Origin of the sequence: Pseudomonas sp. Irchel s3h9, assembly GCF_900187475.1 — a bacterium.
Taxonomy (GTDB): domain Bacteria; phylum Pseudomonadota; class Gammaproteobacteria; order Pseudomonadales; family Pseudomonadaceae; genus Aquipseudomonas; species Aquipseudomonas neuropathica.
Map to the genome: position 1 here is coordinate 560826 of NZ_FYDH01000001.1, position 15572 is coordinate 576397.

The 15572-nt window shown below is 62.4% G+C and carries 9 protein-coding genes; 5 read left to right on the top strand and 4 right to left on the bottom strand.

The genetic code is table 11. The features are described from left to right. Positions 1–6: 6 nt before the first annotated feature. The 3 genes from CKW26_RS02405 to cbiE are packed head-to-tail and all read right to left on the bottom strand — an operon-like array spanning position 7 to position 3030. The gene (locus CKW26_RS02405; protein ID WP_095047346.1) at positions 7–732 is read right to left on the bottom strand and encodes a cobalt-precorrin-6A reductase; all 726 of its coding nucleotides are present in this window, start codon (positions 730–732) and stop codon (positions 7–9) included. Next, positions 729–1826 carry a cobalt-precorrin-5B (C(1))-methyltransferase gene (locus CKW26_RS02410; protein ID WP_095047347.1) on the bottom strand — a complete coding sequence of 366 codons (1098 nt, stop codon included), beginning with the start codon at positions 1824–1826 and terminating at the stop codon, positions 729–731. Before CKW26_RS02410 ends, CKW26_RS02405 begins: the two co-directional genes overlap by 4 nt. Further along, entirely contained in the window at positions 1819–3030 is a 1212-nt protein-coding gene (gene cbiE / locus CKW26_RS02415) for a precorrin-6y C5,15-methyltransferase (decarboxylating) subunit CbiE (protein ID WP_095047348.1), read from the bottom strand. The genes CKW26_RS02410 and cbiE overlap by 8 nt, the downstream gene beginning before the upstream one ends. 132 nt (positions 3031–3162) lie before the next feature. On the opposite strand from cbiE, the gene cobG reads away from it, so the two are divergent. The 5 genes from cobG to CKW26_RS02440 all read left to right on the top strand — a co-directional run bounded on the left by cobG (position 3163) and on the right by CKW26_RS02440 (position 14870). Then, complete coding sequence (gene cobG / locus CKW26_RS02420; protein WP_305883303.1) at positions 3163–4458, top strand: precorrin-3B synthase; 1296 nt, start codon at positions 3163–3165, stop codon at positions 4456–4458. Beyond that, positions 4451–5077 (top strand): precorrin-8X methylmutase, encoded by a 627-nt coding sequence (locus CKW26_RS02425; RefSeq protein ID WP_093430238.1) that lies wholly within the window; start codon positions 4451–4453, stop codon positions 5075–5077. The genes cobG and CKW26_RS02425 overlap by 8 nt, the downstream gene beginning before the upstream one ends. Then, positions 5074–5808, top strand: coding sequence for a precorrin-2 C(20)-methyltransferase (locus tag CKW26_RS02430; RefSeq protein WP_371857758.1), 735 nt, complete (start codon positions 5074–5076; stop codon positions 5806–5808). The genes CKW26_RS02425 and CKW26_RS02430 overlap by 4 nt, the downstream gene beginning before the upstream one ends. After that, a complete protein-coding gene (cobJ, locus tag CKW26_RS02435; protein ID WP_095047350.1) occupies positions 5808–7508 on the top strand; it encodes a precorrin-3B C(17)-methyltransferase in 1701 nt (566 codons plus the stop codon). Before CKW26_RS02430 ends, cobJ begins: the two co-directional genes overlap by 1 nt. 300 nt (positions 7509–7808) lie before the next feature. Then, positions 7809–14870, top strand: a complete 7062-nt coding sequence (locus CKW26_RS02440; protein ID WP_095047351.1) for a TcdA/TcdB catalytic glycosyltransferase domain-containing protein — start codon at positions 7809–7811, stop codon at positions 14868–14870. 90 nt (positions 14871–14960) lie between these two features. Here the strand turns inward: CKW26_RS02440 and CKW26_RS02445 are convergent, their stop codons facing one another. Continuing rightward, positions 14961–15557, bottom strand: a complete 597-nt coding sequence (locus CKW26_RS02445) for a MarC family protein (RefSeq protein ID WP_095047352.1) — start codon at positions 15555–15557, stop codon at positions 14961–14963. Positions 15558–15572: the final 15 nt, after the last annotated feature.

Sequence of the window (15572 nt, forward strand, 5' to 3'; positions counted from 1 at the left end):
CTTGCCCTATGAAATGAACTCCGCCAACGCAGCAAGTGTTTCTTGAAGCAACAGAAACTCCCGATCAACCCCCGGCAACCCCGGACGCTTCAACACAATCACCGGCACCCCACGTTCGCGCGCCACTTCCAGCTTCGGCTCGGTGGCGGTGCTGCCGCTGTTCTTGCTGATCAACACATCGATCTGCCGCCGTTCGAACAGTGCGCGCTCATCCTCCAGCAGAAACGGCCCCCGCGCGCCGATCACTTCGCAGCGTTCATTGCCCGGGTAGACGTCGAGGGCGCGCAGAGTCCAGAACTGGTCCTGAGGGATTTCATTGAGGTGCTGCAGCGGTTCGCGGCCGAGGGTGAACAGCGGTCGGCGAAACGGCTTGAGCGCAGTGATCAGCTCGGCCCAGTCGCTGACTTCGCGCCAGTCATCACCGGGCTGCGGCTGCCAGGCCGGACGGCGCAGCGCCCAGCAGGGGATGTCGGTCAGTCGCGCGGCGGTCGCGGCGTTCTGGCTGATCTGTGCGGCATAGGGATGCGTGGCGTCGAGCAACAGCTCGATGCCTGCGTCACGAATGAATTGCGCCAGACCCTCAGCGCCACCGTAACCACCGACGCGGACCTGACAGGTCAGATCCGTCGGCACCCGACCAACACCGGCGAGGCTGTAGATATGTTCTGGCCCAAGCGTGCGGGCAATCGCCAGTGCCTCAGTGACGCCGCCGAGCAGCAAAATCCGCTTCATGCAAAACCTCCGGCATGCCCGACAATCCCGCCCTGACGATCAATTGCAAACACCTCGACCTGCACCTGCGCGGGCACCACGCTGCGAGCGAAATTCAAGGCATGGCGGCAGACCTCATCACCGAGGCCAACCCCCGCCGCACTGGCCATGGCCAGCGCCTGCTGACTAGTATTGGCCTCACGAATGCCTTGCTGCAATGCCTCGTCGGCGCCAATCGCCGCGGCCCAGTCAGCCAGTTGCGGCAGGTCGATGCTCGAATGCCGCGAGTGCAGGTCCATGTGCCCGGCGGCCAGTTTGCTGATCTTGCCGAAGCCGCCGCACAGGCTGAGTTTATCCACAGGCACTTTGCGCAGATGCTTGAGCACCGCGCCGACGAAGTCGCCCATTTCGATCAGGGCGATTTCCGGCAGGTTGTAGACCCGGCGCATGGTGTCTTCGCTGGCATTGCCGGTGCACGCGGCGATGTGCAGATAACCATTGGTTTTCGCCACATCGATGCCTTGATGGATCGAGGCGATGTAAGCCGCGCAGGAAAATGGCCGGACGATGCCGCTGGTGCCGAGGATCGACAAACCGCCAAGAATGCCCAGCCGTGGATTCATGGTTTTCAGCGCCAGCGCTTCGCCGCCCTCGACGTTGACCGTGACGTCGAAGCCGCCGGCATAACCGGTTTCGGTGGCAAGCAGTGTCAGGTGATCACTGATCATCTTGCGTGGCACCGGGTTGATTGCCGGCTCGCCGACACCCAGCACCAGTCCCGGCCGCGTTACGGTGCCCACGCCGGCGCCGGCATTGAAACGAATCCCCGGTTCACTCAGCAGCCGAACACGCGAATAGAGCAACGCGCCGTGAGTCACGTCGGGGTCGTCGCCAGCATCCTTGATCGTCCCGGCCTCGGCGCCATCATCGGTCAAGCGGCAGAACTCCAGACGCATCTGCACCTGTTTGCCTTTGGGCAAAACAATCTGCACCGCATCGGCCGCCAGTCCGCTGAGCAACAGGCGCGCGGCGGCCAGGCTGGTCGCGGTGGCACAGCTACCGGTGGTCAGGCCGCTGCGCAGGGGCGCGGGTTGTTCCGCGGTTTCGTCACGCATCGAGGGGTTTGACCAGATCGAGCAGGGTGATCGGCAGTGCCTGGCGCCAGGTGTCGAACTCGCCGAGCGGCTGCGCCTGGGCGACATGGATACGCGTCAGCTCGCCGCCGAAGCGTTCGCGCCAGTTCATCAGGGCCATTTCGCTTTGCAGCGTCACTGCGTTGGCGACCAGACGGCCACCGGGTTTGAGGTGTTCCCAGCAGGTTTCGAACACCCCTACACGGGTGACGCCGCCGCCGATGAAGATGGCGTCCGGGCGTTCCAGCCCCGCGAGTGCCTGCGGTGCCTTGCCACGAATCAGTTGCAAACCGGGCACGCCCAGTGCATCGCGGTTGTGCTCGATCAATTGCTGGCGACCATCATCGGCTTCGATGGCCAAGGCGCGGCAGCTCGGATGCGTACGCATCCACTCGATACCGATCGAACCGCTGCCGGCGCCGACATCCCAAAGCAATTCGCCGGGGGTCGGGGCGAGGCGGGCGAGGGTGATGGCGCGCACGTCGCGTTTGGTCAACTGGCCGTCATGCTGGAAGGCCGAATCCGGCAGTCCGGCGAGACGCGAAAGGCGCAGGGCCTGTGCGTCGGCCAGACATTCGATGGCGATGACATTGAGGTCGGCCACGGACGCGGCATTCCAGGCATTGGCGGTGCTGTCGATGCGCCGTTCGGCGTCACCGCCAAGATGCTCAAGCACGCTCATGCGACTCGAACCGAAGCCGCGCTCGCCGAGCAATTGCGCCACCGCTGCCGGGCTCTGGCCATCGTTGCTCAGCAACAACAGGCGCACGCCGCTGAACAATTGCGCATTGAGCGCCGCCAGCGGTCGGGCCACCAGCGACAGCGTCACCACCTCCTGCAATGGCCAGCCGAGACGGGCGGCGGCCAGCGCGCAGGACGACGGGGCGGGCAGGATCAGCATCTCTTCGCTTGGCACCTGGCGGGCGAGGCTGGCACCGACGCCGTAGAACATCGGGTCACCGCTGGCCAATACGCAAACTGCTTCGCCACGCTGTTCCAGCACCGGTGCGAGGGAGAACGGGCTGGGCCACAACTGGCGTTCGCCGCGAATACACACCGGCAGCAAATCCAGTTGACGCTGGCCACCGACGATCCGCGAGGCGCCCAGCAGGGCACGCCGGGCGTTTTTGCCCAGGCCCTTGAAGCCGTCTTCACCGATTCCCACTACCGTCAGCCAGGGTGACATCTATATTCCTCTAAACACGCCGTTCCGACGGGCAGTCTTTTCATGCCAGCGGACAAAGCAGGCATAATACCGCGCCTTCGCCCGCGAAGCGCCTTTCCCACGCAGCCGGTCAGCCCCTTGAACGAACGCCCGATGTCCACCGCCTTACGCCCCTCGGCCTGCCCGGGGTTACTGCGTATCGTCCAGGCACTGGACGGCGGCATCTGCCGGATCAAGCTCAATGGCGGTTCGATCAGCGTCGATCAGGCCGACGCGGTGGCCGATGCCGCCGAACAGTTCGGCGCGGCGATCGAGGCGACCAACCGTGCCAATCTGCAGATTCGCGGGATCGGTGAGCAATCTGCGGCACTGATCGAACGCTTGCTCGCCGCCGGTCTCGGCCCGCGCACGGCGGCCGGTGACGATGTGCGCAACCTGATGCTCAGCCCCGCTGCCGGCATTGATCGGCAGATGCAGATCGACACGCGCGGCCTCGCCGGGCAGATCCTCGATACTTTGCAAAGCCATCCACGGTTCCACGAGCTGAGCGCCAAATTCGCCGTGCAACTGGATGGCGGTGAAGCGCTGGCGATGCTCGAACATCCCCACGACCTGTGGTTGTCGGCGTTCGCGCGTGACGGTAAAACCTGGCTGGCGTTCGGCCTGGCCGGGTGCCCGACGGATCGCGCGGTCGGCGCGGTGGCGCTGGAGCACGGCCATGCGTTGGTGGTGGCGGTGCTGGAGTTGTTCCTGGCGTTGGCACGTCCCGAGCAGACGCGCATGCGTCATTTGCTCGATGAATTGCCGATGCCGGCGTTTCTGCAACAACTGAGCGCACGTTTGCCGATCAAGCCGATCAGCGATTGGCAGCGCACCGCCGTGGCGGACAATCTGCACATCGGTGTTCATCCGCAAAACACTGCGGGTCAGGTGTATATCGGTGCGGTGCCGGCGCTGGGCCGTCTCGATCCGGCGATGCTGCGCGGGGCTGCGCAACTGGCCCGCCAGTTCGGCAATGGCAGCCTGCGTTTTACGCCTTGGCAAAGCCTGCTGGTGCCGGACGTCAAAGCAAGTGATGCGGCTCAGGTGCTGGAAGGTCTTGAGCAACTGAACCTGTTGACCCGCGCTACCGAGCCCCTCTCACGCCTGATCGCTTGCACCGGTGCCAGTGGCTGCGGCAAAGGCCTGGCCGACACCAAGCAGGACGCCCGCCATCTGGCGACGTTGCTGCCCTCGGCCCTCAACGTCCACCTCAGTGGCTGCACGCGCTCTTGCGCTGCCGCCCACTGTGCCCCGGCGACGTTGCTGGCCGTCAGTGCCGGTCATTACGACCTCTATTTTCGCGATGCGACGCTGCCGGGTTTCGGCGCGCTGCACGCACGCAACCTTACTATTGAAGCGGCCGCGACCCTGCTCGCCGCCCGCTCTCGGAGTCCCTTTGATGCTTGATTACATCCGCGATGGTCAGGAGATTTATCGCAACTCCTTCGCGATCATTCGCCGCGAGGCCAATCTGGCGCGCATCCCGGCCGATCTGGAAAAACTCGCGGTGCGGGTGATTCACGCCTGCGGCATGGTCGAGGCTATTGACGGTCTGCAGTTCTCCGAAGGTGCGGGCAAGGCCGGGCGCGATGCGCTCGCCGCCGGTGCGCCGATCCTCTGCGATGCGCGGATGGTCTCCGAAGGTGTGACACGTGCGCGCCTGCCGGCCAACAACGAAGTGATCTGCACCTTGCGTGACGAGAGCGTGCCGGAGCTGGCGCGCGAGCTGGGCAACACCCGTTCCGCCGCCGCACTGGAGCTGTGGCGTCCGCATCTGGAAGGCAGCGTCGTGGTAATCGGCAACGCGCCGACCGCACTGTTTTATCTGCTGGAAATGCTTGACGCCGGCGCACCGAAACCGGCGCTGATCCTCGGCTTCCCGGTCGGCTTCGTCGGTGCCGCCGAGTCGAAAGCCGCCCTGGCCGCCGACAGCCGTGGCGTGCCGTTCGTGATCATGCAAGGCCGCCTCGGTGGCAGCGCCATGGCCGCCGCCGCCGTTAACGCCCTCGCCACGGAGATCGAATGATGCAGGCCAAAGGACGTTTGCTTGGCCTGGGCGTCGGCCCGGGGGATCCGGAGCTGATTACCGTCAAAGCCCTGCGCCTGCTGCGCGAATCGCCGGTGGTGGCGTACTTCGTCGCCAAGGGCAAAAAGGGCAACGCGTTCGGCATCATCGAAGCGCATCTGCAACAGGCGCAGAACCTGTTGCCGTTGGTCTATCCGGTGACCACAGAAGCGCTGCCGGCGCCGCTGTCCTATGAGCAGGTCATCAGCGATTTCTACGACGAAGCCGCCGAGACGCTCGCCGCACACCTGGATGCCGGTCGCGATGTGGCGGTGATTTGTGAAGGTGATCCGTTCTTCTACGGCTCCTACATGTACCTGCACGATCGCCTCGCCACTCGTTATGAAGCCCAAGTGGTGCCGGGCGTGTGCTCGATGCTGGGTGGCGCTTCGGTGCTCGGCGCGCCGCTGGTGTATCGCAATCAGAGCCTGTCGGTGCTCTCGGGCGTGTTGCCCCATGAAGAGTTGAAGCGGCGTCTGGCCGATGCCGACGCGGCGGTGATAATGAAGTTGGGGCGCAATTTCCCCAAAGTGCGTCAGGTCCTCGAAGAACTCGGTCTGGCCGAACGCGCGCTGTATGTCGAGCGTGCGACCATGGCCAATCAGAAGATCGTGCCGATGGATCAGGTCGAGCCGATGTCGTCGCCGTACTTCTCGCTGATCATTGTGCCGGGCGAACGGTGGCAAGGCTGATGACTCAATCTACGCCAGCCATCGTCATTCTCGGCCAGGGTAGCCTGGCCACCGCACGGCGCATTCAGCAGGTCTATCCGGCGGCGCAGATCCACGGCCTCACCGGGCGCGTCGAAGGCGCCGATTGCACCTATCAGGAGTTCGGCGCGACCCTGCGTGCGCTGTATCAGCAGGACACGCCGATCATTGCCCTGTGCGCGGCCGGCATCGTCATCCGTACGCTGGCGCCGCTGTTGCTGGAAAAGGGCGCCGAGCCTGCGGTACTCGCCGTGGCCGAAGACGGCAGCGCCGTGGTGCCGCTGTTGGGTGGCCTTGGCGGGGTGAATGTCATGGCGCGCGACATCGCTGCCGGGCTGCAAGTCGCAGCCGCGATCACCACCAGCGGCGAGTTGCGTTTTGGCACGTGCCTGCTCAACCCTCCGAGCGGTTATGCCCTGGGCGATCTGGAACTGGGCAAGTGTTTTGTCTCCGACCTGTTGGCCGGTCACAGCGTGCGCATCGAAGGCGCGGCGCCGTGGCTGGATCAGGCGCAATTGCCGGAAGATCCGCAGGCGCAGCGCTCGATTCATGTCGGCAGTGCCGCGCGTGAGGCGAGTGCCAGTGAGTTGCTGATCTATCCACGCAGCGTCGCGGTGGCGGTGAGTGCCGAAACAGCTGACCTGGCGAATGCCGTTCGCCGCGCGTTGCAGCAGGCGAAAATCGCCGTGCAGTCGCTGGCCTGTCTGTTGGCCAGCGAGACGCAAATGGCTTCGCCACTTTTGCGTGAAGCGGCGCTTGAGCTGGGTGTGCCGCTGCGCTTCGTTGCGGCGCAAAGCGACATCGAAACTCTGGCACGTGCCGCAGTGCCTGAGGCTAAAGTTGTGGTCAGCCACGGCATGGCAATCGCGGTCGCCGAACAGCCGTTGGATGTTTCCAGCATTGGCCGGCCACGCGGCCGTCTCGCCGTGATCGGCCTCGGCCCCGGCGCTGCCGAACTGATGGTGCCAGCGGTGAAGGCCGAACTGGCCCGCGCCACCGATGTGCTCGGCTACGAAACCTACGTACGCATGGCCGGGCCGTTTCGCGACGATCAAGTGCAGCACTGCACCGACAACCGCGAAGAGATGCAGCGCGCCCGTCACGCCTTCCGGCTGGCTGCCGAAGGGCGCTCGGTGATTGTCGTGTCCTCGGGTGATCCCGGCGTGTTCGCCATGGCGGCGGCGGTGCTCGAAGCCTTGCACGAGTCGACGGACCCGGCGTGGCACAGCATCGACCTGGAAATTCTCCCGGGTGTTTCCGCTTCGCTGGCCACCGCCGCACAGGCCGGGGCGCCACTGGGCCATGACTTCTGCGTGATGTCGCTGTCGGACAATCTCAAGCCTTGGTCGATCATCGAAAAACGTCTGGATCTGGCCGCTGAAGCGGATCTGGCGTTGGCGTTCTACAACCCGATCTCCCGGGCGCGTCCGTGGCAACTGGGCCGGGCGCTGGAGATTGTCGCGCAGCATCGCGCACCTGAAACCCCCGTGGTGTTGGGTCGCGACATCGGCCGTCCGGGCCAGACCCTGCGCACCACGACACTCGGCGCCTTAACCCCCGAGCAAGTGGATATGCGCACCATGGTGTTGATTGGTTCTTCGACTACCTGCACCTTCCCGCGCGGTGACGGCGGCGTCTGGGTTTACACCCCGCGCTGGTACGGTGAAAAACCCGGGGCGTGAGAAAGTCGTGTTGAGCGTCAAGCGCAGTTGTAAGCAACTGCGTGAGACGTGATATCCGGTTAACGCTTCGGATTGAATCATTCCGCTCGAACACAAGGCCGCCAATCTTCTGGATTGGCGGCCTTGTGCGTTTGTGCGCAGGTAAGAAAACAGGCAATTCATTGCCACATTGTTCAAGCACAAACCCCGAGTGTTATTGGCTGTTTCACTGGACATCGTTTGAGTTTGTTCGGGTTTGAGCGTGGTACTCCAGTTCAATAGTTTCGTGGCGAACGAAGCCGTTATGGAAGAAGTGCCACGATGAAAACCAACAAGCCGTACGAAATCCTTTCCGTCAAAGACTTCTCGCAACTGCAGCGGGCGCTGAGCGAGTTTGCCGGCAGCGCTGAATACAAGGCGTTGCTGTCGCACTATGAACTGGCCAGACAAGCCGCTGATGACCCGCAGCGACTGCTGTTGATCAAGCTGTTTCAGGAGGCCCTGGAGTCGTTGCTCCAACGCAGGACTCAGCCCGTTTCCGAAGCCATCAGCCAGATCAGATCGGATCTGGTCAAGTCTGTCGCCAGGCTGGAGGACACACACGCCATGCTCCATGGCGTGGCCAGGCCCGTGGCGAAAATCATGCACTTTGTCTGGGTGGGCGGCAGTGAAGTCGGGGCCAATCAGCGCGACTACATGAACATCTGGCGCCAGGTGCTGGAGCCGCAGGGTTACCGCTTCAACCTCTGGTACGACAGTGATGCGTTGCTGGCCTTTGAAATGAACCGGGTGATCCTCGACAGCGCCAGAGTGGATGCGCTGGAGTCGGGCGGTGACAAGGTCAGCAAGGCTTTTCAGTTGTCGCAGATGATCGAGGACCGTGCGCGGGTGTTGAAGCAGCAGATGTTCGCCCACCTTCAGCAAGCACAGTGGCGGGGGCGAGCCGACGAAGCGCGGATCGACTTGATGGTGCGTGCCTACGGCAAGGATCGGGCGACGCTTGAAGCCTTTCGCCAGCGCTGCCTGCAGACGCATCAGGCGATGCTCGGAGCGGACCTGCAATTGCGCGATGTCGGCGACGAATTTGCCGGGCACTTTTTGCAGGATGTCTATCAGCGCGAGGTGGCCATGCGCGGCAATTTTGCCGCGGCGAGCGATGTCGTGCGCCTGCAGGCCGAATACCTCGAAGGTGGCCGTTACAGTGACATGGATTACTTGCCGCCACTGGCGGACACGCTGGCCGGTGTCGATATTCTCAGCGTCGGCGAAGAAGGCCGAATCGGCGTTTTGCAGTTGCTGTTGAACCACAATGAAGCCTTGATGCCGGGACGCGACCGCCAGCGTTATCTCGACCGCACTGACAAAATCCCGCCCGAACACCTCGAGGCATTGACGGCGTTTGCCCGTGAGCAACACCGGCTAAGCGAGATCTTTGTCGCACCGCAAGATCACGCGGTGCCGCAGGACGCGATGCGTTTGGGCACGGCCTGTGGCTTGCCGGACTGGGCGGAAATGAATGCGCACATGCTGGCCCATCCCGGCAGTGCCATGACCCTGGCGTACATGCAGATGATCCGCCTCAATTATGACTGCCTGCTGGAAGTGGAGCGGCGTGCGGCGCTCGCCGGCATCGACGCGACGGATCAGGCACGGATGTTTGATGTGGTCGAGAATGTGGTCAACGAAGCTCAGGCGCAGGGCAAACTGCCTGAAGCGCAAGGCGAGGTGTTCCGCTCCAGACTGATCGACGCGATTTTTACCTATTACCGCGATGGCATTCGCCTTGAAGCCCGCGGCACCATCACCCTGACGGGCCCAGGGGCCGCCGCGGCCGCGCTGCTCAAATACATAGAGCAGCACCTGCAACCCGATCGACATGTGCAGATCCGTGAGCGCCTGAAGTTGCTCGAAGGCTACAACACCCACACCGAGGAGGAGATGATCTCCGGCTGGACCGTCGACGGTAAGGCCGAGCAATGGTTGCTCAAAGAGCGGGAGAAGTGGCAGAACGGCAAACTGAAATCGCGCTACGTCGGCCAACTGGCGGATCTGCTGAAAGCGCACACGCTAACCTTCAAGCAGGGCTGGCCGGTCATCGAAGGCCAACCGGTGATGTTGACCTCGGTATTGCAGCCACTGATGGACGATCTGGGCGAGCCGTTCCTGCGCGCGATGCAGGAGAAGTTGAGCGGCGACATGACGTTCAATTCAGCGATCTCCATCGGTTTCGACAGCCGTGAGCAGATTCGCGCGCAAACAGTCCGTGCGATTCCGCTTTCCCATGGCGCGGAGCCTACCCGCAATCTCAATGAGTTGTTCACCCTCGTTGCCCATGGCTCGCTGGCGGTTGAGCAACTCAGTCCGTTGCAACGCGTCATCCTCGGCGGGATGTTGGGGGCAAACAGTCTGGATGCCGCCGGTTTTGCCCCGGTCTGGCAGAGCGTTATGGACATCGCTCGGGGAACCGCTGAGGGTGGTTTGTTCGCCCGTTACCACGCGATCGAAAAGGCCCTGATTCAGCAGGCGGCGCCGAACTTCGAGGCGGGGCTTGCCGGCGCGAGCATCCACGGCACGCACACTGCGCGCGAACTCAAGGCGTTGGCGATGAGCGAACCGCTGACGCTGAAACAGTGGGGCGAGCACATCGGACAGATCAATCGCACGGCACAGCGTGAATACCACAGGCATATTTTCAAGCGGGGTGGCCAGGTGCGGGAGGCGTTGTTCCAGTCCGGCGCCGTGTCCGTCAGGCAACTGCCGCAGGATTTGTTGAGGCGCAGCACGGGCGACCCGGGACGCCGTTGCTATCCGCTGGCGTTGTTGATGGGCGCCGCCGTGGCGGCTGGCGGGTTGGCCGAGCGTGCACTGATCGGACGTGTGGCGAATGCCAGCCTGAGGCCGGAAGACGTTGATTCGCGGGCGTTGCTCAGTGCGCTGGATGAGTTGGGCGAGGTCTCCGGGCGTGCGATCGGACAGGCTCGTGGCCGGCAAAATCTCGACAGCGTGATGCAGACACTGGAAGCGAAAACCGCCCCCGGCGCCCTGCTGCTCGACACAGGCAATCACGCTTTGCTGGTGGCTAAAGTGCAAGTGGATGAGCAAACGTTCTATCGCTTTTATGATCCCAATTTTGCGATTTATGGATTTGCCGCAAGCGCAGAAATGAAGCAGGGCTTGGCACGCTATTTAAGTGACGACGGCAACACTTTGGCGAAGTTGTACGGCCTGACTGACATCGGCACTGCGCAGTTCGATGTAATCGAACTGGACACCGTAGCGCTCGCCGAGCGGACATTGTCGTCCGGGTTGCGCGTCGAGAGTTTTTTGCAAACCGCAGCTATCGCCGACCCTCAGGCGGCTTCGGTCTGGGCCAGGCAAGCTGTCGCACGCACGCGCTCACTCAGTGAAAACGCGCGGCTGGGGGCTAGCCTCGCGCAGTTGGACGCGCGTTACTGGGCGCAGGAATTTGATCAGGCGACCCGGCAATTGCGCGCTGAACACACATTGGGTCGCGACTATCTGCCGCTGCTGGAAACGCTCAAGGCAAACCCGGACGCGGGTTATTCGCTGACGCTGGTGGATGTGCAGAACCCGGCCAGATCACTGACAGTCGGCACCGCCGATGCGCGGTTCGACAGGCTTAAAAAACACCTTCAACGTTTGGTTGTCACATTGACGGGCAAGCCGAGTACCGCGGTCGAAGCCGACGGCGGCAGTCGTCTGAGTTTCGCCTTCGCGATCCAGGCGTTGGTCACTGAAATGCGCCATCGTGACTATCAGGCTGATGGCGAGCGGGCGCCGGTTTTGTCGATAGCCCTGCAAGTGCAGGTCTATTTCAACTATGCGCAGTTGGGTTTCGGCGTATTGAGCGACACGGCCCAGACGATCAATCTGGTGCGTCAGGTGGCGGCCAGCGAACGGGCATTGACGCTTGGTCAGTCGTCGTTGTCCGGGCGTGTGCTGGGGCGTGCCACCACGGCAGGCGGATTGGTATTTTCGCTCGCCAACATCGGCTTCGATCTCCACAACCTGTCGGTGGCCGAGAACCACGAGCAACGCTCGCGGTTCTCCACATCACTGGTGTTCAACGTTGCAGCATTGGGGGTGGATGTTGTTGCTTTGGCGGCTGGCGGGGCGGTGGGCACGGCAGCGGCCGTTCTCTCGGTGCCGCTGCTGGGTGTCGGCATTGGGGTGACGGCGATTGCCAGCAACCTGGGACAGATCAGGGACAAGGCGACGGCGGTGGGCAATCATCTGCGTGCGATCGGTCATGCTTACCGGCGCGGTGCCTACACCTTGAAGGATGGCGTGCTGCAATTTCCCGCAGAGGCGGTCATCGTCAGGCTGAACCTGCAAACCAATGACGTGCGCTTCGACAGCCAGAAGTTTTACCCCTGGACGGGCGGGCCACTGGAACTGCCGCAGTACAACGATGACCCGCAGGCTATTCACCTGTCCCTCGATATCCGCCAGGCACTGGGGCTGCCCGAGGTCGTTCATCTTTACCGTGACGAAACCGATAGGCTTGAGACGCTGGTGCTGCCGTGCACGCCGATCTGCCATTACGGTTACGAGTATCAGTTGAAGGGGCTGGGCGGGTACACCTACGACCCCCTTCCCGGCGAGGTCGGGGACGCTGGCGACATCCCTGCTGAAACCCGCTACCCGCAAGTGACGGATCGCATGGCGGACACGCTGGAGTATGACCAACACGGAAACCGGCGCTTTTATCTCACCAGCAACCCGTCGCTGCCGCACATTCTGTACAAGCTGCATCCGGTCTATCAACCGACAGACATCAGCGTGGTGCTGGACAGTCAGGTACGCCAGTTGGTGGTGCCGACCCTGGAAGCGCTGGTGCACAACAGGATTTCCTACGCAATCAGCGCACCCGAGGGGCAATACCGGATCAGGCTTGCACCCGGCATCGTCTCGGTCAGATTTAATGGCCCTGCCAAGTGGATCGTGCAGGCGACCTGGGCTTGCCTGGAGCAGGTCAGATTTGCCGCCGCGGATCGGGAAAATGATGATGAAGTCCAACTGATGGTTGATGGCACGGTGCTGTCGGTTTTCGATGGCTTGATCGAACTGGCCGAGGGCCTGTTCCGGGTCGATGGGTGGGAGCGCTGCCTTCGCTTGCAGTCGGTCACCCTTGATGAGCAAAGCCGCCTGCCGCAAATACTGGCGATGCTGCGCCAGCACGCCCGCGAAGGCCGATTGGTCGCAAATGCTGTGGCGCTGTACAAATTTCGCGTGCCCGCCGCCACCATGGTGGTGACCACCGCTTGGTATGACGCGACCAGTGATCGTTTGTTGTACGCACGCAATCTGCCGAGCGCGGTGAACGAGGGGCTGCTGTTGGGCGGCGCCGGTGCCCGCCATGCCTGGTTCTACCATCCGCAACGGGCGACGGTCTGGCGTGTCGACACGATCACCGGCACGGTTGTGCATCGCTACCGCTTGATGAACCCCGCGAGCGGGTCGCACATCATGGGTTGTGTCCAGGACGCCGATGGCAGTTTGCGAGTGTTGCAACGCTTGCTGATCGACGCCCGGATAACTGAAACCGAAACCACACTGGAGTATCGCCTCAGCGATGCGGCCGTGGTCCTGACGGGCATCAAGTCGTCGTTTATCGAGGAACCCACCGCGCGCCCCGGGCAGGGCGACTTGCATCACTTCACGACCTTCGGCGCGTATAACGATGAAACCCCGGGCATGGCCAATGCCATCAGCACCTGGGTATATGCATCGTTCGTTTACGCGCGCACCTACTACTTCGAAGGATTGCGCCGGCGTGCCTGGGTCAACAAACGCACGGGCCACTATTTTTCGGCGGGGTTGGGCAGTGAGGCGGACATGGTCATGTTGATGCCGGCCGATCCGCAGAGCGGTGCGCTGCTGTTCTACGGCAAGCAAGCGCAGACCATCAGTCAAGGGGTGGAGCCGAGGGTGGGGCAATTCATCAATCGGGTCATCGAGCGCGATATTGTCGACGTCACCCAAACGTTCGGAAGCTACATTGCCACCAAGGCCGACGGCCGCCTTTTCGAGGTCGACACCAACCTTAAAGATGAGCAGTGGATGGGCGGCATTCCCACACCGAATATTCTGAAATTTGCCGGCCTCGGCCAGCGCTGGCTACAGCTCAACTCCGACTGGCTGGATGCCTTGCCGGCGCTGGCAAAAGTCTACAAAGCCGAACCTTTTCCGCTCATCGGATTGGGCAATGGGGCGGCTCATGCATTTCTGCCGGCGTGGTGCATCGAGGAGCAATTCGTCGTGTCGAACATCGGTCCTGAAGTGCAGTTGACGCCGTTGGGACTGACACCGGACAAACAGGCCGCATGGTTGCTGGAGGGTTCGACCGGGCGGCTTTATCGCCAGCCGACGATTGCCATCGGGGCATTGCGCGTCGCGTTTGCTGCAGGGCCGCAGCGCGTGAGTCCCGAGCAGTTGCCCATGGCAGAAAAGGTCTGGCCGCAATGGTCATTTGTTCACGTGCTGAGGCATGGACAAGGTCTGCTCGGGCAAACCCGCGACGGGGTCAATGTCGAGCTGCACGATCAGCAGCCAGCGCGGATCATCAGCGTGGAGAATCGCTGGTCGCACGTGCAGGGGCAGACGGCCGAGCAGTGGCGTACGCGCTTGAAAGCATTGCTCGCGGGACAGCTCCACGCGCAGGTTCTGCCGGTCGAGCACACCGGCACGCGCTACACGTATTACCTGCCTGCAACGGATCGCTTGTTTGAGGTCACCGCCCGCCATGCGCGACAGTGGCCGACGTTTCTTGGCACGCGCCAAAACACCGCAGCGCTGCTGTTCGACGCAGTTGACGGACTTGTCTTCAGCGCAGGCCCGGTCGATCCTGATCCTGTCTGGATTCCGGGCTGCCACGCGCACCGCGAAGGCGAGGTGTTGTCCCTGTCCTTGAGCGATGAGGTGACCGATGTCTGCGCATTGTTGCCCGATGGTATCGACACACTGATTCTAGCCTTCGGTTCCCGGGAAACCGGGTATCGCATCACCGACGAAACCTGGCAGCGTCTGGACTGCATCGTGGTCGATACGCGGCTGGCAGCGGACGACGATGGTTCGGGCACGAACCTGCTGTTTCTCGACATGGCTGACTGCGCGCGCCTTTTGATGTCGCGGGTTGAAGGGCATCTGGTGATTGCCGACCCGGACAGTGCAAGCACGCTGATTGTGCGGGATGTCGAGCCGCAGGGCGGCGAGGAAAACACGCCAATGGAAATAACAGTCCGGCTCAATGAGCGGCTCCACTGCACGTTTACCCTTACCGATTGGTTGCAGCGTTTTGCACGGCTGCAGGGCGATAACGCCGTGGTCAGTCTGAACGTGCTGATTGAGGCAGCGCTTTGAACTCAAAACCGATGTAGAAGCAAAAAGGGCCGTGAAGAATAAATTCACGGCCCTTTGCAAGAAGTGTACGGACGTATTCGATGCGCTTGTTCAGGGCACCAAATAGCCTTTGACCCCTGTAAAAATGATCTGCGCCGCCAAAGCGCAAACAAACAATCCCATCAAACGACTGACGATCTGTAAGCCCTGATCGCCCAGAATCCGCTCGATACGATTCGACAGGTACAGCACCACGCCGACGGTAAAACTGGCCAGGGCAATACTCATGATCGCGGTGAGTTTGTCGTCCCAGTGCGGCTGGCTGACGCCCATCACCAGCAAGGCACCGATGGTGCCCGGGCCGACGGTCAGCGGGATGGTGAGCGGCACGATGGTGACGTCCTGCTGCACATTGTCGGCCTGTACCGCCGGTTTGCCCTGCGCCATCCCCAGTGCCGAAATGAACAGCACACTGCCGGCGCCGATGCGAAACGCATCCACGGTGATGCCGAACACATCGAAAATTACCCGCCCGAACAAATACAGTAAAACGCTGGAGACCAGCGTGGCCACGGCGACTTTCCAGGCCAGCCGCCGTTGTTCCTTGCGCGAATAACCGCGGGTCAGGCTGATAAAGCACGACAGCACGAAGAACGGGCTGTAGAGCACCAGCATCTTCAGGTAAACGCTGAACAACACTTGGAGCATGGTGCAAGCTCACTG